At 65.9% G+C, this 17,753-nt stretch carries 14 protein-coding genes; 9 read left to right on the forward strand and 5 right to left on the reverse strand.

From position 1 onward, the window contains the following. The first annotated feature begins 2 nt into the window (after positions 1 to 2). Genes VIN30_RS08670 through VIN30_RS08690 form a run of 5 tightly spaced genes read left to right on the forward strand, consistent with a single transcriptional unit; the run spans position 3 to position 6,946 of the window. The gene (locus VIN30_RS08670; RefSeq protein WP_338210864.1) at positions 3 to 710 is read left to right on the forward strand and encodes a 4Fe-4S single cluster domain-containing protein; all 708 of its coding nucleotides are present in this window, start codon (positions 3 to 5) and stop codon (positions 708 to 710) included. Beyond that, on the forward strand, positions 707 to 2,668 hold the full coding sequence (locus VIN30_RS08675; protein WP_338210866.1) for an AAA family ATPase: 1,962 nt from the start codon (positions 707 to 709) through the stop codon (positions 2,666 to 2,668). The genes VIN30_RS08670 and VIN30_RS08675 overlap by 4 nt, the downstream gene beginning before the upstream one ends. Next, complete coding sequence (locus VIN30_RS08680) at positions 2,658 to 5,561, forward strand: protein kinase domain-containing protein (RefSeq protein WP_338210868.1); 2,904 nt, start codon at positions 2,658 to 2,660, stop codon at positions 5,559 to 5,561. Before VIN30_RS08675 ends, VIN30_RS08680 begins: the two co-directional genes overlap by 11 nt. Before the next feature lie 9 nt (positions 5,562 to 5,570). Beyond that, positions 5,571 to 5,960, forward strand: a complete 390-nt coding sequence (locus tag VIN30_RS08685) for a hypothetical protein (RefSeq protein ID WP_338210870.1) — start codon at positions 5,571 to 5,573, stop codon at positions 5,958 to 5,960. After that, positions 5,957 to 6,946 carry a DUF1848 domain-containing protein gene (locus VIN30_RS08690; RefSeq protein ID WP_338210871.1) on the forward strand — a complete coding sequence of 330 codons (990 nt, stop codon included), beginning with the start codon at positions 5,957 to 5,959 and terminating at the stop codon, positions 6,944 to 6,946. Before VIN30_RS08685 ends, VIN30_RS08690 begins: the two co-directional genes overlap by 4 nt. 143 nt (positions 6,947 to 7,089) lie before the next feature. Here VIN30_RS08690 and VIN30_RS08695 read toward each other — a convergent pair whose 3' ends face one another. After that, the gene (locus VIN30_RS08695) at positions 7,090 to 8,820 is read right to left on the reverse strand and encodes an FAD-dependent oxidoreductase (protein WP_326425461.1); all 1,731 of its coding nucleotides are present in this window, start codon (positions 8,818 to 8,820) and stop codon (positions 7,090 to 7,092) included. A gap of 203 nt (positions 8,821 to 9,023) precedes the next feature. On the opposite strand from VIN30_RS08695, the gene VIN30_RS08700 reads away from it, so the two are divergent. After that, positions 9,024 to 9,917 (forward strand): LysR family transcriptional regulator, encoded by an 894-nt coding sequence (locus VIN30_RS08700; RefSeq protein ID WP_326425463.1) that lies wholly within the window; start codon positions 9,024 to 9,026, stop codon positions 9,915 to 9,917. Positions 9,918 to 9,965: 48 nt separating this feature from the next. Here the strand turns inward: VIN30_RS08700 and VIN30_RS08705 are convergent, their stop codons facing one another. The 3 genes from VIN30_RS08705 to VIN30_RS08715 form a co-directional block, all read right to left on the reverse strand. After that, positions 9,966 to 10,328: a helix-turn-helix domain-containing protein gene (locus tag VIN30_RS08705; RefSeq protein ID WP_338210873.1), complete on the reverse strand. Its 363-nt coding sequence runs from the start codon at positions 10,326 to 10,328 to the stop codon at positions 9,966 to 9,968. A 214-nt stretch (positions 10,329 to 10,542) separates the two neighbouring features. Beyond that, positions 10,543 to 11,811: a type II toxin-antitoxin system HipA family toxin gene (locus tag VIN30_RS08710; RefSeq protein ID WP_338210875.1), complete on the reverse strand. Its 1,269-nt coding sequence runs from the start codon at positions 11,809 to 11,811 to the stop codon at positions 10,543 to 10,545. After that, complete coding sequence (locus VIN30_RS08715; RefSeq protein ID WP_338210877.1) at positions 11,808 to 12,032, reverse strand: helix-turn-helix domain-containing protein; 225 nt, start codon at positions 12,030 to 12,032, stop codon at positions 11,808 to 11,810. The genes VIN30_RS08710 and VIN30_RS08715 overlap by 4 nt, the downstream gene beginning before the upstream one ends. Before the next feature lie 385 nt (positions 12,033 to 12,417). Here VIN30_RS08715 and VIN30_RS08720 point away from each other — a divergent pair, with 385 nt between their 5' ends. The 3 genes from VIN30_RS08720 (at position 12,418) to VIN30_RS08730 (ending at position 15,432) form a co-directional block, all read left to right on the forward strand. Further along, a complete protein-coding gene (locus VIN30_RS08720) occupies positions 12,418 to 13,782 on the forward strand; it encodes a PFL family protein (protein WP_338210879.1) in 1,365 nt (454 codons plus the stop codon). A gap of 590 nt (positions 13,783 to 14,372) precedes the next feature. Next, on the forward strand, positions 14,373 to 14,684 hold the full coding sequence (rhaM, locus tag VIN30_RS08725; protein ID WP_338210881.1) for an L-rhamnose mutarotase: 312 nt from the start codon (positions 14,373 to 14,375) through the stop codon (positions 14,682 to 14,684). A 217-nt stretch (positions 14,685 to 14,901) separates the two neighbouring features. After that, positions 14,902 to 15,432 carry an acyl-CoA thioesterase gene (locus tag VIN30_RS08730; RefSeq protein ID WP_338210883.1) on the forward strand — a complete coding sequence of 177 codons (531 nt, stop codon included), beginning with the start codon at positions 14,902 to 14,904 and terminating at the stop codon, positions 15,430 to 15,432. An 11-nt stretch (positions 15,433 to 15,443) separates the two neighbouring features. Here the strand turns inward: VIN30_RS08730 and VIN30_RS08735 are convergent, their stop codons facing one another. Beyond that, positions 15,444 to 17,078 carry a helix-turn-helix transcriptional regulator gene (locus VIN30_RS08735; protein WP_338210886.1) on the reverse strand — a complete coding sequence of 545 codons (1,635 nt, stop codon included), beginning with the start codon at positions 17,076 to 17,078 and terminating at the stop codon, positions 15,444 to 15,446. Between the last annotated feature and the right edge of the window lie 675 nt (positions 17,079 to 17,753).

The raw sequence follows: 17,753 nt of genomic DNA on the forward strand, positions 1-17,753 counted from the left end.
CTATGCGCATCGACCGCCTCTACCACCCCGTGACCACCCTGGGCCCCGGCGCGCGCGTGGCCGTGTGGACGAGCGGCTGCTCCAAGCACTGCCCCGGCTGCGCCAACCCCGAGCTGTGGGAGCCGCGGCCCGAAACCGACCTGCCGCCCGCGCGCGTGGCTGCCATCTTAAACGAGCTGGCTGCCCGCACCGGCTGCCACCGCATCACCTTCACCGGCGGCGACCCGCTGGAGCAGGCCGCCGAACTCGCCCAGGTGCTCGCGGCCATCCGCCCCGCCTTCGACGACATCCTCGTCTACACCGGCTTCACCCTCGAAGAGCTGCGGCGCGACCCGCACATTCCCCGCACGCTGCTCGCGGAAGACCCGGCGCTCGTCGCGGGTTCCCCGCCTCCCGAAGCCGTCCTGCCGCCGGTGGCCGTCCTGCCGCCGGTGGCCGCCTCCTCACCGGAGAACCCCGCCGAGCAAGCCCCCGCGCACCGCGGCCTCATCGACGTCCTCATCGACGGACCCTACGTCGCCGCGCTCAACGACGGCGCCTGCGGGCTGCGCGGCTCGACCAACCAGCGCGTAATCGTGCTGAACCCCGCGCTGGAAACCCTGTATCATGACGAGGAGAGGAAACCGCGCCGCGTGCAGAACGCGGTGTTCGACGGCCGCGCCCTGTCCATCGGCATCCACGGGCGCCCGTCCGGAGAGGAACCGCTATGACATCTCCCACCTGGCAGCGCGAGCTGGACAACTTCGTCGGCATCAAGCCCGTCCTCGTCATCGAGGGCAACGTGGCCGACCTGTACCCATGGAAAGGTCCCGCGGGCGCAACCCAGTTCCTGTCCCTGAACCAAATTTTCCCGGAACTGTTCGCCGGCGCCGAGGGCGCACGCCCCTACCGTTTCCTGTTCGCCGACCCCCTGCGCGGCATCGGCGACCCCTTGGGCGCAGGTGACGCGCGCGAGCTGGCCGAGGCTGCCCAAGCCCAGGCCGACCACCTGACCGCCGAGGCCGAGGCGCTGAACCCCGCCCGCGACCCGGCGGCGCGCCAGGCCCCCTTCGCCACCAACCGCCTCGTCCACGACGCGCTGCTCATGCGCGCCGCCCTCTCGCGCCGGCTCGACGCCGGCGTTGCCGAGGGCTGCTCCATCGCCTGCGTGCTGGATTTGGCAAGTCGACTGTCGTCCTCCCCGGAAGACCTCACCCCCGAGGAAAACGCCGTGTTCATGAACTTGTACCTGGGCGCGGCCGACGCCATTCGCGGCGACGGAGCCCACGTGAACACGCTCGTGCTGGTGGTGAACCGCGCGGGAGACGTGCCCTCGTGGCTCACCCGCGCAAACCCCGATGCGCGCGTCATCGCCATCCCCAACCCCGACCGCCCGGCCCGCGAGGCCTTCATCGAGCGGGCCTTCCCCGACCTGGCCGACCCGACACTCGCCAAGGCGCGGGAGAAGCTCATCGACACCACCGACGGCATGAAGCTGGTGGAGCTGGACGAACTGCGGCGCCTGTACGCCCGCGGCGGCACGGCGCCCGAGCGCGTAGCCGAGCTGGTGGACCTGTACAAGTACGGCATCCGCGAGAACCAGTGGGCCGCCATGGCCGACAAGCTGCGCGACGATCCGGCGGCCGCCCTGCGCCGGCGCGTGAAGGGCCAGGAGCCCGCCATCGAGAAGATCGTGTCGGTGCTGAAGCGCTCGGTGCTGGGCTTTTCCGGCATGCAGCACTCCTCGGGCACCAAGCCCAAGGGCGTGCTGTTCTTGGCCGGCCCCACGGGCACCGGCAAGACCGAAATCGTGAAGGCCGTAACCGAGCTCTTGTTCGGCGACGAGCGCAGCTACCTGCGCTTCGATATGTCGGAGTACGCCGCCGAGAACGCCGACCAGAAGCTGTTCGGCGCGCCGCCCGGCTACGTGGGCTACGAGGCCGGCGGCCAGCTCACCAACGCCGTGCGCGCGAACCCCTTCTCGGTGCTGCTGTTCGACGAGGTGGAGAAGGCCCATCCCTCCATCATGGACAAGTTCCTGCAGATCCTGGAAGACGGCCGCATGACCGACGGCCAGGGCCAGACGGTCTACTTCAGCGAGACGCTCATCTTCTTCACGAGCAACGTGGGCATCTCCGAGGAGGTGCTGGACGAGCACGGACGCGTGGTGGGCCGGCGCAGCATCGTGCAGCCCGGCGAGCCCTACGATGTCATGCAAAAGAAGGTGCGCGCGGCCATGGCCACCCACTTCAAGCCCGAGGTCTTAAACCGCATCGGCGACAACATCGTGGTGTTCGACTACATTTCTCCCGAGGCATCGCGGCTCATTCTGGAGGCGCAGCTGGCCAAGATCAACGGAAATGTGCGCGCTCGTTGCGGCATCGCGGTGGGCACCGCCGATGCCTTGGTGGAACACCTGCTGGAGCGCGCGCAGGAGCCCGGCGTGCGCGAGAACGGCGGCCGTGGCATCGGCAACCTGGTGGAGGCGGCCTATCTGAACCCGCTCGCCTCCTTCATCTTCGATGCAGGCGTGGAAGCGGGCGATGCCGTGGAGGCCTACCTGGCCGATGGAGCCGCAGCCTTCCGACACGCCGGCGACGATGGACTTGCGCCCCTCGTGGGATCGGCCGCCAAGACGGGGCGCCTTGTACCCGAATCCACGGCGGGAGGCAGCGCCCGTGGCCGCTAGCGACGACATCTCCCGCGAGCCCCGGCGCGCGGTGGCGCCCACCATCGTGGACGTGGCCGCCACCCTGGTGGACCTGGACGCCGCCTCGCCCGTGCTGTCGGGGGCCGACCTGCCCTTCATCGGCGACGGCGAGCGCGCCTTCACCCTGCACACGGCCGACATCATCGGTGCCGGCGGCCAGGGCACCGTGGTGCACGCCACCGATGAAGCGGGAAACATCTTCGCCGCGAAGATCGCCTACCAGCCCCATGCCGTGCGCGACCGCCTGGCGCGTCGGGCCATTCTCGACTACCTGCGCGGCCTTATGACCGATCATCCGCTCGGCGAGCGCCACTTCACGGAAACCCACCTCATGCCGCTGTACGCCGCGGGCACGGTAAGCGACGACACGCCCGGGCTCGGCGAGACCACCTACGACGTGGCCGTCATGCCGCTGTGCGACGACCGTCTGGCCCACGCGCCCGGTGCGAGCTACGAGCTTCTGCGCGACACCGTCATCCCCCAAGCGGCCTGCGCCCTGCACCTGCTGCACGAGCAGGGCATTGTGCACCGCGACGTGAAGCCGAAGAACCTCTACCTTTTGGACGGCAACGTGGTGCTCGGTGACTTCGGCATATCGTCGGTGCTCGAGGAGGGCCGCGACACCTCGGCCACCAAGGTGGATCGCCGCACGCCCGGCTACTCGCCGCACTCCTCGGTGGTGCAGCGCGAGAACGACTGGTACGCGCTCGGCTACACCATCTGGACGCTCTACAACGGTGGGGCGCACCCGCACCAGGCGCTCATCGACGCCGACGACCTGTCGGCCGTGCTCGCCGGCGGCCGCCCCGTGCCCTTCCAGCCGCGAAGCCCCGAGCATGCCTCGCTCGGCGACCTCGTCTACGGGCTCACCTACGCCCACGCCCAGGGCCGCCTCGGCTACGACGACATCCGGCGGTGGCTGGATGCGCCCGACGCCTTCCGCTACCGCGACCCCCTGGCCGCGGCCATGGCGGGCCCGGCCGGCTACCAGTTCGAGGGCGCCCTGTACGAGAGCCGCCCTACCCTGGTCACCGCGCTGGCGAGCAACTGGGAGCGCGCCAAGCGCCACCTGTACACTCACGGGCTGGAAGACTACTTCCGCAAGATCGGCGAGACCGACCTGGCCGTGGCCTTAAACGACATCACCGACCAGAACCCCGACACGCTGCCCGACGATGAGGGCGGCAACGAGGACCTGGGGCTGTCGCGGGCGCTCGCGTTCATCGACCCCGCCCGCGAGGCCGTCTTCTGGAAGGGCACCGCCGTGCTGCGGGGCACCGCCGGCGCAGACGCGCTCTTCCGCCAAGTGGCGGCCACGCCTCTGGGCTTCTACCGCATCGCCGAGAACGACGAGGCCGCCCGCGATGTGCTGGGCATTGTGGCGGTGGCAGGCTTTTCCGCACCCGCCCAGGTGGGGCTGGCGTGGCTGCGCGATCATCCTCAGGCGAATCTGGGCGAACGCGTCGATCGCCTGCTGGCCGTGCTGGAAGCCGCCGCTGGCGACGCGTCGGCCGTGCGGGCCTTCGCGGTGCGCTACGGCAGCGACGGCTGGGCGCGGTGGGTACAGGAGAACCTGCCGTTCTACCACGGTCGCGACGGCGCCGGCGAGCGCCTCGTGCGAGCCGTAGCCGATGCCAAAGTGCCCGAAGCCGCGCCTTTGGCCACCAGCGCCGAAGCCCGAGCTGAGCGAGCGCAGCGGGCCGAAGCTCTGGCGGCACGCACCGAGGCGAGCCCGCACCTGCACCATATGGGTATCGTGCGCGCCCACGAAACGGTGGTGCCCGCCACCGCGGGCGGCTACTTCACCGCCGAGCTGTTCGGCCGACCCGTGCCCCGCGGCTTCGTCGCACACCTCATGGAAGTCTCGAGCAGCGATGCGGCGGCCGTGACCTGGGCACGCGAGGCCTGCTGGGGTGCCCGCAGCCGCGCCTGCGCCGAAGATGCGCGAGCGGCCCTGGAAGATGCCGCCGAGCAGATAGACGCCCTGGCCGATGCCGAGGGCAAGCACGCTCCCGTGAACGGCCTTTCCAAGCCGGCCTTCTTCAGCCGGCTCATCGTGGCTATGGCCTTCGTGCTGCTCGTGTGCTTCGTTATGCCGCGCTTCACCTTCGGCATGTGGAAGGAGGGCGTCATCAACGCCGGCGAGCCGCTTGTCACAGCGAGCACCGTGCTCATCTCGCCCACGGGCATGGGGGCAGGCTCGGTGTATCCCGACGCCCTCATCGACGTGTCGGCCATCCCCACCGCCACGTTCAGCGGCGCTGCCCTCCTGGGCTTTCTGGCCGCCGCCTCCACGGTGCTGGCGCCGAAATTCGCGAGCGCCTTCTTCGTCTTGCGCGGTGTGAGCACCAAGGGCCGCACGCGGCGGCGGGCTACCGCCCTGCGCAAGGAGGCCGAAGCCATTGCCACGGGCAAGGGCGCGGCCGAAGGTTGGATATCCGGCGACGAGGAGGGTGCGGTGCCCGTGGCGCGAGACACGAGCGCCTTCATCGCCAAGACCCGGGCGCGCCGTCACCCCGAAACGTCGGCCACGGGGCTCTCGAAGGCGCTCTTCTGGGGCGGGGCGGCCGTGGCGGCCCTCGGCATCACGGTGCTCATGGCCCCGGGAATCGGCTACGAGTCGTGGGAGAGCCTGGCTGCCGAGACCGGCTGGCCCTTCCTGGAAAACCAACTGGTGTGGGGCATCGGGTTCTGCAGTTTGGCGGCGGTCTCCTTCGCCGTGGTGGCCGTGCTGCGCCGCCAGCATCCCACCATGATCACGCTGACGCTGCTGTGCCTCGCCTGCGTTCTGCCGTACCTGGCCGTGGGCGCCGGCTTCATCGGCGTTGTGCTGTTCGTGCTGTACCTCGTCTTCTCCCTGTTCCGACGTTAGGGGCCTGCCATGAGAAACACTACCGACGACGCTACGCCCGAATCGCTCGCCGCCACTGTGCGGCGCCACCAGAACCTGCAGATCCTCGGCACCTTCGCCGGGCTTGTGGCCCTGTGGCTGCTGCTGAACCTGACCCCGGTGCCCCTCTGGGTGTGCGAGCAGTTCGGCCTTTCCCCCAACACGCCGGCAAGTTTGCTCGGCAGAGCCTATTGGAACGACTGTTTTGGCGGTCCCTTGGGCAATGCCGTGGCCGGCCCCCTTCCCCGCCCCGAGGACTTGAGCTACGCCCCCGAAGCCGACCAGTTCCTCGCCGAGCTGGAAAACTTCGCCGTCCGAGAGGAAGCCGCCGAGGAAGCCGCGCCCACGGAAGGCGACCCTGTGGGAGGCGAGCCGCAATGATCATCAGTGCCAGCCGGCGGACGGACATTCCGCGGTTCCACAGCGACTGGTTTCTGAACCGCGTGAGCGCGGGCTACGTGGATGTGCGCAACCCGCTGTTCCCCGGGCAGGTGAGCCGCTACAGCCTCAGTCCCGCCGTGGTGGACGGCATCGTCTTCTGGACGAAGGACCCGGCTCCCCTGATGGGGCGGCTGGACGAGCTGGCGGCCTACAACTGCTACTTCCAGTTCACCCTCACCCCCTACGGGCCCGACATCGAGCCGGGGCTGCCCGACAAACGCCAGATCGTCGCCACGTTCAAGGAGCTCTCGACGCGCATCGGGGCGCGGCGCGTCATCTGGCGCTTCGACCCTTTGCTCGTAAACCGCGGTCATACCGTCGATGACCATCTGCGCGCCTTCGCGGCGCTGGCCGACGAGCTGGAAGGGTTCACCGAACGCGTGGTGATCAGCTTCATCGACGACTACCGTTCCGACGGTCGCAGCGTCTACGCCGCCGTGGGCACCACGGGCGTAAGCCGCGACCAGCAGCGGCGCCTGGCCGGGGGCATCGCCGCCACCGCCCGCAACCACGGCATGACCGTGGCCACCTGCGCCGAAACTATCGACTTGGAATGCCTCGGCATCGAACGGGGGCGCTGCGTCGACGGACGCTTGCTGGAGGAGCTGGGGGCATGCCGGCTCTCGCGCCTGAAAGGGCGATACGAGGCAGTGCCCAAGGACAAGGCACAGCGTCGGGAATGTTTGTGCACCGAGAGCATCGACATCGGCTGGCCCAACACCTGCGCCCACGGCTGCCGCTACTGCTACGCCACCACCGATGCAGACACCCTGCGGCGCAACCTCGCCCAGTGCGACCCGACCGGCACGCTTCTCTGCGGCGCCTTCGATCCCGCCGTCGACAAGCTGACCGACCACCGAGGCACCGGCGACGCGCGTGACCGCTCCTTCAAGTTCGCCACCGACGAGCTCTTCCCCGACCTGTAGCACGTCGCGAACAGTCCCCGCCGCATGCAAGAGAGAAGCCGCACAGCCAACCAGCGGCTGCGCGGCTTCTCGTGCGAGCGCTCGGCGCCCACGCGGACGCGCTTCGAGGGAGGGAGCGAAGCGGCCCGACGGAATACTCGCGACTAGGCGCGCGTGGGATACGACTGCACCTCTTCCACTCCGGTCAGCTGGCGGCCCAGCAGATAGCCGAACGTGATGCAGCGGCCATGGGAGTTGCCGTTGATAACGAGCGGGTAGTCCACGGCGTACAGGCCGCCCGAGCAGTTGCCCACCGCGTACAGACCCTCGATGGGATTCTCCTCCTCGTCGATTACCTGGCCGTAGCCGGTGATCAGGGCACCGCCCGGAGCGCACATCTTGTTCGGCCCCACCTTCTCGATGAAGAACGGCGCCTCGGCGATGGGCAGCATCAGGTCGGATCGCTTGCCGAAATCGGTGTCCTCGCCGGCGGCCACCAGCTCGTTGTAGCGCGCCACCTCGGCGAGGAACAGGTCCTCGTCGAACGTGGGGTAGTCGGCCTTCACCAGCGCGGCCGCCTCCTCCAGAGTGTCGGCCTGGTAGATGAAACCACCGTCGATGCCCATGCCCAAAATGCGCTCGTCGTAGGCCTCGTCGGGCTCCTCGTTGCCGTACACGCGGTACACCGAATCCCACATGAGGCCGCCGCCGATCTTGCGCGTGGCGTGCATATCGCGCGAGTAGTTCTTGTCGAACACGCAGAAGCCGTAGTCGACGTTGCCCGGCTGGTTCAAGATGCCGAGCGACTTCCCCTGGGTCCAGGTGTCCTCGTTCATGAAGCGCCGCCCGAAGGAGTTCGTGCACATGAAGGGCCCGAGGAACATGCCGTAGCCCTGGGGATGGATCATCGGCGGCCACGGGCCGTCCTGCATCTTGGCGCCGGCCCAGATGGCCATCTTCTGACCGTCGCCGGTGTTCATGCCCGCCGGAATGTACATGCTGGACTGGCAGCGGTTCATGATAGGCGCGAAGCACGCCGACATCTCCTCGTCGCCGGAGATGTCGCCCGTCGCTAGAATAACGCCCTTGGTAGCCAGGTAGCGCACATAGTCGCCGTCGGCGTTCACGCAGATGATGCCGCGCACCTTGCCGTCTTCCACAACCAGCTGCTTGCCCGGGGTGCTCCACAGGTACTGGGCGCCGTTGTCAAGCGAGCTCTGGTACAGCGAGAAGTGCAGCGCGTTGCCCTTGCCCATCTCGATGCCGTTGCCCTCGAGCTCGATCATCTGGTCGCTGGCGTTCACCATCACCGTGCCGTAGTACTCGGGGAACTTCTCGCCGAAGTAGTGGCTGCCCAGAAGCTCCACGGTGCCACCCAGGGCCTCGGCCTTCTGAAGGCTCCACTCCAGCGCCTCGCCCGAGCGCTCCAGGAACGTCCACACCTGGGCGTTGTCCATACGAGAGCCGTTCTGCACATCCCAGTCGCGAAACACGTCGAACTTGCTGTACTCCACGCCCTCGGCAACCCAACGCGGCGTGTTCAAGGCGCCGATATGCGCGATCACCGATCCGCGGGAGGCCCAGGTGGTGTTCTTTTCGACCACCAGCACGTCCCCGCCGTTTTCCGCCAGCGAGGCGGCCGTGGCCAGACCCGCCAGGCCTGCGCCCACAACCACGAACTCGTGCTCCTCGGTCTGGACGATCTGATCTTCGGCAATGGATTCGGGGCCCGCTTCCCAGCTCCACTGGTACGCTTGCTCGCCAGTGCCGCTCAGCTTCTCCCCTTCGGCCGCAGGCGCCGCCGGCGCGCAGCCCGCCAGGCCCGCGCCCACCGTGGCGGCACCGGCCAGACCGAGGCCCTGCAAGAAACGACGTCGCGAAATCTCTTGTTCCATAATCTTCCCTCCAGTGAATCAAGTGCCGGAGCGCCTCTCTCCCGGCGCCCCGTCGGACGTCGTATACAGTACGCGCCGCTTCCGCCGCAAGGGAACGCCCCCGGTGCTTATACCCCATAAGTAATTCGTATGCCCCTCGTCGGCACGTCCCCGCTAAAATCAGCCCTACTGAGACTTTTGAAGCACGCATCAAGGAGGGGATCATGCTTCTGGACGGAAAGATCGAGAAGTTTCTCGCCGTCGCCCAGCGGGGATCGATGTCGCAGGCCGCAAAAGACCTCTATGTATCGCAGCCTTCCCTTACCACACAGATTCGCAAGTTGGAAGAAGAGGTAGGGTTCACCCTGTTCGTGCGCACACCCAAGGGCGTGGAACTGACCTCTGCTGGAGGGATGTTTTACGAGGATATGAGCCGCGTGCGAGCTATCTGCGAAAAGGCCGTTATCCGCGGGCGCACCATCGAGCGCGAAAGCGAGTCCACTTTGACCATCGGGCTTCTTACCACCCGCGAGCTTCGCTGGATTCAGCGTGCCCTCGATATTTTCCACGCCACCGAGACCGATGTGGAAATTCAATTCAAGATCATTCCCCACGCATTCGTCCAGCGAGCCTCCATGCTGCGCGACGGCATCGTTGACTGCTTTCTGCATGGTATCCGCGATGATATGCTCAGCGAAGACCTGACCATGTTGCCCCTCTTCGAGACCGAGGAGTGCCTCGCCCTGCCCGCTAACCACGAACTCGCAAGCCACAGAGTCATCCGTCCTGGCGATCTTGCCGGGCACACGGTGCTGTTCCCCCGCGAAGGAGCCTCTCTGGTACCCTCGGGGCCCCTTCAGCAGGAACTCGAACGTGACAATCCGGGGCTCATTGTCAAGGATCAGATCATCGACGCGGCGTTCCTCACCAACCTGCAGTACCTCGCCCATCCGCTTGTCACCCTCGCCCGGGTAGTCGCCGAAACTCCAGGCATCGTGGTGGTGCCCATGGAATGTTCGTTGGAACCGGCCCGCTACGGACTGATATATTTGCGGAAGAGAGGTGCTGCCCTGGAAAAATTCCTCACCATAGTCGCCGCTGAATGGCAGGAGGCCTGACCAAAGCACGCAGCTGAACCGTTTTCGCCAGCGCCCTATCGTCGTTGGCTACTCGCCCGTCGCCGACCTCAAAAGGCCGGCGGGGTCGACCTGGTACAGATGCGCGAGAGCCAGAAGGTTGTGGGTGGAAGGGTCGCTCACGCCCTTTTCCCATTTGGAAACTGCCTGACGGCTCACACCCAGCTGCTGGGCCACGAATTCCTGGGTCATTCCGCAGCGCCGACGCTCCTCTGCCAGCGCCTCGCCCAGCGAATGCGCGGTTTTCCTCTCGCGATCTCGCCGGGGACGCGCGTTCAGATATTTCACAACCGCCACAATCACAACAACGAGAAGAACATAGGGAATCACCTTGATGGCGAGAACCATCAACACAACGACAACTTCGGGAAGCCCAAGTCCCATAACCACCATCTACGCCTCGCTTTCTCGCCTATCGACTCCTTAGAATCACTTGGCAAATTCATCCTAGCACGGAGGCGACAAAGCACCAGCAACTATCGCGCACTTATAGGTTGCGCCCTCCTCACCTGCGGACACGGGCGCCGATCAGTGCATGGCCCCCTCTCATGGCGTTGTTGCGAAAAGGGCGCTTCGGGGCCATCGAAGGCTAACCGCCGGGGCAATCCTACATCAGTCGCGCTGCGCGCTCCTGAATACCGGGAGCGAGTTTCTCCGCTACCTCGGAAGCACCCTGCACACCTTTATCGCCCAGCGTTACCGCTGCTTTCTCGATTGCATCCAACGTGCCTCGCGCCAGATCAGAAGCTTGCCGCATAACTAAATTTGCGGGCAGGCCCATTTCCTTCGCCTGCCGCGCGAAGGCATCCGAATCAATTTGCTCCAACTTTTTCTTTCCCCCGATAGCCATGGCCATCTCCGTCGATAAACCTTCGTAGCAGCTTGTTCCGGGCAAGTCGTACAGGGGCGCCAAGCGCAAGCTCTTCCATTCGGCATCGCGCACAAGCGCGTAGTTCTTGAGATGCGCATCGCAGTTGCCAATCAGATAGTTGAAGACAAACGCCTTCCAAAGCGCTGCTAAATCCGTCAAGGGGTCGGCAGAGTAGAGTCTGACGACCTCGCCCATTTTCGCCGCATAGCCCCGGCGATTCCCCTCCTCGTATTTATGCTCGGGGACGACGGCCATCGCCTGAGAGAAATCCTCTTGGTGCAAGCGATGCGGCGCACGGCAGCCATCGATGACTCGCGAGGCTCGGTCGATCGCGCGGTCGAATCGCTCCGTGCAGATCATGGGAATCTCCGTGGGAACGACATCGACCTTCGGAGCACTCAAACCCAATATGCCCGCTGCAGTCGTGCAGACCGCCTCATTGACCACCGCATCCGAGAACTGCACATGGGTCGGCTTCAGAATATGGGACGACGGGGCCGAGCCCACAGGACGCCGCCAGCCTCGCTCCGCGTCACGAAGCAGCGCGATTTTCGGCTGGCCCCCAGCGAGCGAGAAACGCGAATTCCGGCTCATCCAGACCGCTCGATCGGTAAGCGCTCTCGCCATTTCCTCGAGCCGCCCATCATCCAGCCCCTCGTAGGCCTCTTCAGGTTCTGGCTCCAAGCCCTTCAAGGTTATGGCTCCAATGCACTCCCACCCTAAGGCTGCGAGGATTTTGGCATAGGACGATGCTGGCAGATGAAGCTCGCGGGCGGCCGCCGCCCGAGGTCTACCCTCTGGCAGAAGACCCTCAAAATAGGGACGCACCTGGCGAGCCGAGAACCGCTCTTCTTGCAAAGGGAGAGACAGCGACAACGGATGCGGCGAGGGCAGAGAGAGCCATTGCTCGCTATAGGTGAACCCCTCTCCAACGCCTGGCTGCGTATCGAGGCTGCCTGCCAACAGCGGCCCTCCGCTGCGCTCTACAAAGATATCGAGCTTCACAGCGCACCCCCCTCTCTCCGCGCCGCTTCCAGATCGAGCGCAAGAACATTGAGCACACGAAGGGCCCGACCGAGCTCAGCCGTCTCTTTCCCGTTTTCCAAAGCCGAGAGGAAGGCGGCCGAACAGCCGCTGAACGCAGCCACCTGCGCCTGGGTATAGCCGAGTTCTTTTCTGCGCTTCCGCAAGGCCGCGCCGAATGTGGCCGCATCGTAGACTCTCATGATTGTTCCATCTCACTTGAAATTTCAACGTACGTTGATATTACCAGAGTCGAAAAGCATTTTTCAACGTACGTTGAAATTTTCTGCGCACTTCATAAGATTTCACCGTACGTTTATGCTGGCACTCCCATGCTTATCGCGCTCGCGATAAAACTCGAGTTTCTTTCCGAGATTATTGCGATCGCGATAATTAAGCCGTCTATCTCCGAAGCACGCTCGCGAAGCTTCTCTTCCAGGGAAAGGACCGCCGCTGCGTGCCCGCGGGCTATGATGGCCGTCTGCGCGTGTACGGCGGCGGTTGGGTGCGCGATTTGGTAGACTAGGCGAAACATTGCCGAAAACGCGCGCATACCGCGCCATCTGCCACCGCGAACGAGGAGAACCCATGCAGATTACCCCCGCCGAGGTCGCCGAGACCCTCGCTATGGTCTCGAAGCAGAACCTGGACATCCGCACCATCACGTTGGGCATCAACCTGCGCGGCTGCGTGGATGCCGATGTGGATGCGCTGGCCACCAAGGTGTACGACCGCATGACCACCGCCGCCGAGCAGCTGGTGCCCACGGCCGAGCAGCTGGAGCGCGAGTTCGGCATTCCCATTGTGAACAAGCGCATCTCGGTTACGCCCATCGCCGAGATCTGCGCGGCCGTCACCGCCGAGGACCTCTCCCCCATCGCGCGCGCCATGGACCGCGCCGGCGCCGAGGTGGGCGTCGATTTCGTGGGCGGCTTCTCGGCCCTCGTGCACAAGGGCGCCACCCGCGCCGACCACAAGCTCATGAACTCCATTCCCGAGGCGCTCGCCACCACCGAGCGCATGTGCGCCAGCGTGAACGTGGGAAGCACGCGCGCCGGCATCAACATGGACGCCGCCTTCAAAATGGCCGGCATCATCAAGCAGGCCGCCGAGCTCACCGCCGATAGGCAGTGCATCGGCGCCGGCAAGCTCGTGGTGTTCTGCAACGCCGTGGAGGACAACCCCTTCATGGCCGGCGCCTTCCACGGCTCGGGCGAGGCTGACGAGGTGGTGAACGTGGGCGTGTCGGGCCCCGGCGTGGTGCGCGCCGTGCTGGCCGACCTGCCCAAGGACGCCGACATCACCACCGTGGCCGAGGCCATCAAGGCCACCGCGTTCAAGATCACCCGCGCCGGCGAGCTCATGGCCCGCGAGGCGAGCCGTCGCCTCGGCGTGCAGCAGGGCATCCTGGACCTGTCGCTGGCCCCCACCCCCGCTGAGGGCGACTCGGTGGCCGAGATTCTGGAGGCCATCGGCGTGGGCCAGTGCGGCGGCCCCGGCACCACGGCGGCGCTCGCCATGCTGAACGACGCCGTGAAGAAGGGCGGCGTCATGGCGTCGTCTTCCGTGGGCGGCCTGTCCGGCGCCTTCATCCCCGTCTCCGAGGATGCCGGCATGATCCGCGCCGCCGAGGACGGGGCCCTGTCCATCGAGAAGCTGGAGGCCATGACGTGTGTGTGCTCGGTGGGCCTGGACATGATCGCCGTGCCGGGCGACACCACCCAGGAGGCCATCTTCGGCATCATCGCCGACGAGTGCGCCATCGGCATGATCAACAACAAGACCACCGCCGTGCGCCTCATCCCGGCCATCGGGTGCCAGGTGGGCGACCAGCTCGACTTCGGCGGTCTTCTGGGCTACGCCCCGGTCATGCCCGTGAACCCCTATGCCGGCACCGTGTTCGCCCACCGCGGCGGCCGTATGCCCGCGCCCTTGAACTCGCTGAAGAACTAGCAGCGAGGCTTGCGGCTTCCCAACTTCGCCGACCCGCCCTCAATTCCCCAGCAGCCCCGCCGCCCCCTCACGAGCGCCGGGGCTTTTCCATATCCCCGCAAGCCCCGCTGGCCCGCTAGCCCCGCTGGCCCGTCAGCCCGCTGGCCCGCTAGCCCGTCAGCTCGCTAGCTCGTTCGCCCGTCAGCCCGCTGGCCCGCAAGCCCCGCTAGCCCCGCCATCGACACGCCGCGGGGCTTCTCCTTCTGTCCGCAAATCAGCCGAGGGAGTTTTTGCTTGGAAAATGACGGGTAGCGTAGTCCAGCGACAGATGCTTCTTGAGCGACAACGCTCTGAGCAGGCACTATGCCGCCCGACTCCTCACACCCCGCATCAGAACATCCCCAAAAACTACGCCACCCGTCGTTTTCCAAGCAGAATGAGCGAGAAGGAGCTGCCGCTTTGCTCGTTTCCTCGCAAAATTCTGATTCCACGTTATCAATTTCGTCGCAAGCGCCACGAACACGCGCGTTTTTCGGAACAACGCGCTAGCATAACCCCCAGAAAGCGCCCGCCGCGTGCGGGCTCACCTACCTTCGCCCAAGGAGCGCGCCATGATCAAGACGTTCAAGATGAAGTTGTACCCCGGCATGGAGGAAGAGTACGAGCGCCGCCACAACGAGCTGTGGCCCGAGATGGTGGACATGATCCACGAACACGGCGGCCGCAACTACACCATCGCGCTGGACCCGGACACGCTCACGCTGTTCGGCTACATCGAGATCGACGACCCTAAGCTGTGGGCCGCCGGCGCCGACACCGCCATCAACCGCACGTGGTGGGACTTCATGGCCGACATCATGGAGACCAACGAAGACAACTCTCCCGTCTCCACCGACCTACCCGTGCTGTTCCACTTGGATTAGGGCCTCGAAATGAGCAGAAACGCACGGTTTTCGTGGTCTCTCCGCTTCGCTCAGGGATTCACGAAAACGTTTCCCCAGGTCGACATAGGCGACTGGTCGCAATGACGCACTCAAACTACGAAAATCGCCTCTTTTTGCTCAAAAAGTACGACACGCCGTACGGGCTTCACTATAATTGACTCTCGAAATGCGAACGAGACAGCGAAAGCGAGCGAGCATGCATGTGCACACCCCCATCAAGGTACGGTACGGCGAAACGGACATGATGGGGGTGGTCTACCATGCGAACTACCTGCTGTATTTCGAGGACGCGCGCATCGACTTCCTGAACGCGCTCGATTTCTCCTACGCCGAGCGCATCGAGGGCGCCGGCTACATGAGTCCCATCCACGACGTGGAAATCCACTACCGCGCGCCGCTGCGCTACGGCGAGGAGGGCTTCGTGCGCACCTCGGTGGCGAAGAACCTGCCCATGCGCACCGTCTACCGCCAGCAGGTCTACCGTGCAGAAGATGTCGTGGAAGACGCAGCGGCCGACAAGGCCAGCGATGCCCCAGACGGCCCGGGCACAGAAGGCACGGCGGCGCCCGCTCGCCGCGAGCCGCTTTTGCGCGAGGGCGCCACGCCTCTCGTGGACGCGCTTATCACGGTATGCGTAGTGGAGCGCGACACCTTCAAGCCCGTCAGCCTCAAGCGCACCTTCCCCGACCTCTACGCCGCCTACGCCGACATCGCAGAAGAGGCCTAAGGCCAGCCAGCTTACTCGCCGTCGATGAGGTGCAGAAGCTCTTCGCGCTTGCCGATGCCGAGCTTGCGGTAGATGTTGCGCACGTGGGTGCGCACGGTGCTGATGGACAGCACGAGCGATTTCGCGATATAGGCCGGCGTGAAGCCGCGGGCCAGGTACACGAGCACCTCGCCCTCGCGCGGCGAGAGGCCGTGAGCGGCGGCCACCTCGGCGCAGCGGGCCTCTAGGGTGACGCGCATGGAAGGCTCCGCCGCCGATACGGGAGCGATCGCCGGCGACGCGGCGGAAGGGGCGAACGCATGTGTCGGCACGAGAACATCCTCGTCGGGCCCTTCCAAAGCATCGCCGTGCGGCGTTACCAGGCCGACCCAAGCCGTGTGCCCGAGAAACACCAGAAGGGCCGCCACGAACAGGCCCGTGAGCACGGATATCCACGACGAGAAATCGTCGGTCACCACGAGGACGGCGGAGAGGCTCTGCCCCACGAGTCCCGCGCCCGCGACTACGGCCACGGCGAACGAGCAGGCCAGATCGGGCGTCACCTCGCGCCCGTATACCACCGCCAAAAACAGCGCGCAGCCGAGCATGGCGAGCACGATATAGAACAGATACAGCGCCACCGTGGACGCCTCCTGCGGGAACGTGCCCTCAGGAAATGAGCCCAGCACCACGAACGCCGCGCCCAGCGCGGGCACGAGCACGCGGTAGAACCACGGCAGCAGGGGCCGGCGGGCCCAGCAGGCGCAAGCAACGAGCACGACCGCGGCCGCCAGCAGGCCACCCAGGTAAGCGGTCTGCACCACGCCGAAAGCACTGTGGTTGACCACGTCGGTCATGAAGGCGTACATCGCCAAACCCGCCAGCGGAAGCCACGTCACGGACGCGAGTCGCCTGAGGGGGCCGGAGACTTCAGGAGCGCCAGACGTGTCATCGGCGCTCGAGGAAGAACGGCCTGAGGATACGGGATCTGCATCCGCTGCAGGAACGCCATCAACCGTGGAGACGCCGACAACTGCGGCAATGGCCCCGTCGTCGGCCCCTTCAGCCTCAAGCACCGCATTCCCAACGCGTTCATCTCTCATGAGCAGAAGGGGCACCGAACCCGCCACGAGCAGAACGCAGAACACAGGGACGAGCAGGTGCAGGGGAAGCAGGGCGAGCACCCACCCCCCGAAGGAGGCCACGCATCCCACCGACGCGCACACGAGAAGCGCCGCGCCCATGGGGCACGCCACCGCGCAGGCCCACGCGCTCACAACTTCGGGGAAGGCAGCACCCGCCAAGACGCCCGCGAGCGCCGCGCCCGCGGGAAGGGGCTCGGGAGCCATCAGAAGCGCCGCGAACAGAAGGGTCGCCACCAAATACGCCCCCACTGCCGCAGGCGTGCGGAAGCGCGATGCGCCGTCGCCTCCAGATGAGCCCAGGGCGCGCAGCAGCCCGACAAGAGCCGAGACCATCGCCGCGAGCATAAAGCAGAAGAGGAAGGTGTCGGCAAGAGCCGCGAACTGAGGAGCGCCGTCAAAGTAGGCAACAGTGGGCGTGTACCCCAGCAGCGTCACCGCGAAGGCGCAGAGCGCCCCGTAGCGCGGCCGCAACTCGACCGTCGATGCGACCCGCGACTTCAACGCGTTCGCTTCTTTCGTCATGGCTCGTCACCTCCTCGCTGCTCCTCGACGCTCCTCCGTCTTTTCGCGATACCCCGCAACGGCAGGATCGCCGCGGTCCGACTCGCAAATGAAGCGTTTTTCCGAGGCCGATTCTAGCACCGGGCAAAGGCCGTCCTCCGGACGGAAGTCACCCGTGTCCAACTCGACAACATCAGCCTCCACCTGCCAATACCTAAAAAGTGCGATGCGGTTACCCAAGAGCGGCGATAGCCGGCGCAAGGTGAGTTCCCTATAGTGAACTCGTTCCTCTTTTGGAGGCGGACTCCCAACGGCGCGGCTTTTTTGGGGCCATTGAGGCCGAGCCGTTCCGCCTCCGTCAAGGGCTATGCGGGTGCCCGCGCGACATGCGCCGGAAGCCCGTGGGGCGGCGGCCCTCCTTTCTGACCGCCGCCCGCTTCCTTTTCTGCTAACTCGGATCGGCGGCGCGCTTCAGGGGATGCGCGCCGCCAACACCAACGGGCCGCCCGCGTCACGAGAGAGACGCGGGCGGCCCTCTTTTTTGCGTCGAGGTGCGGAATGGGGTCCGCGGCACGGCGGGCGATTAGAACGGGCTCGCGTAGAGGCGCATGCCATCGGGCAGCCGCACGAAGCCCTCGGCCTGGAGCAGCGCCGCGAGGGGCGTGTCCAGCACATCGCGCGCGTTGAAATGCTCCA

It is taken from the genome of Adlercreutzia wanghongyangiae, from assembly GCF_035989245.1.
GTDB lineage: Bacteria > Actinomycetota > Coriobacteriia > Coriobacteriales > Eggerthellaceae > Adlercreutzia > Adlercreutzia wanghongyangiae.

Excerpts from the sequence above, each read along its gene's own strand:
- VIN30_RS08700 (WP_326425463.1), top strand. The coding sequence starts at position 9,024 with ATGCTTCTGGACGGAAAGATCGAGAAGTTTCTCGCCGTCGCCCAGCGG.
- VIN30_RS08730 (WP_338210883.1), top strand. The coding sequence starts at position 14,902 with ATGCATGTGCACACCCCCATCAAGGTACGGTACGGCGAAACGGACATG.
- VIN30_RS08720 (WP_338210879.1), top strand. The coding sequence starts at position 12,418 with ATGCAGATTACCCCCGCCGAGGTCGCCGAGACCCTCGCTATGGTCTCG.
- VIN30_RS08735 (WP_338210886.1), bottom strand. The coding sequence starts at position 17,078 with ATGACGAAAGAAGCGAACGCGTTGAAGTCGCGGGTCGCATCGACGGTC.
- VIN30_RS08705 (WP_338210873.1), bottom strand. The coding sequence starts at position 10,328 with ATGGTGGTTATGGGACTTGGGCTTCCCGAAGTTGTCGTTGTGTTGATG.
- VIN30_RS08690 (WP_338210871.1), top strand. The coding sequence starts at position 5,957 with ATGATCATCAGTGCCAGCCGGCGGACGGACATTCCGCGGTTCCACAGC.
- VIN30_RS08715 (WP_338210877.1), bottom strand. The coding sequence starts at position 12,032 with ATGAGAGTCTACGATGCGGCCACATTCGGCGCGGCCTTGCGGAAGCGC.
- rhaM (WP_338210881.1), top strand. The coding sequence starts at position 14,373 with ATGATCAAGACGTTCAAGATGAAGTTGTACCCCGGCATGGAGGAAGAG.
- VIN30_RS08670 (WP_338210864.1), top strand. The coding sequence starts at position 3 with ATGCGCATCGACCGCCTCTACCACCCCGTGACCACCCTGGGCCCCGGC.
- VIN30_RS08695 (WP_326425461.1), bottom strand. The coding sequence starts at position 8,820 with ATGGAACAAGAGATTTCGCGACGTCGTTTCTTGCAGGGCCTCGGTCTG.
- VIN30_RS08675 (WP_338210866.1), top strand. The coding sequence starts at position 707 with ATGACATCTCCCACCTGGCAGCGCGAGCTGGACAACTTCGTCGGCATC.
- VIN30_RS08685 (WP_338210870.1), top strand. The coding sequence starts at position 5,571 with ATGAGAAACACTACCGACGACGCTACGCCCGAATCGCTCGCCGCCACT.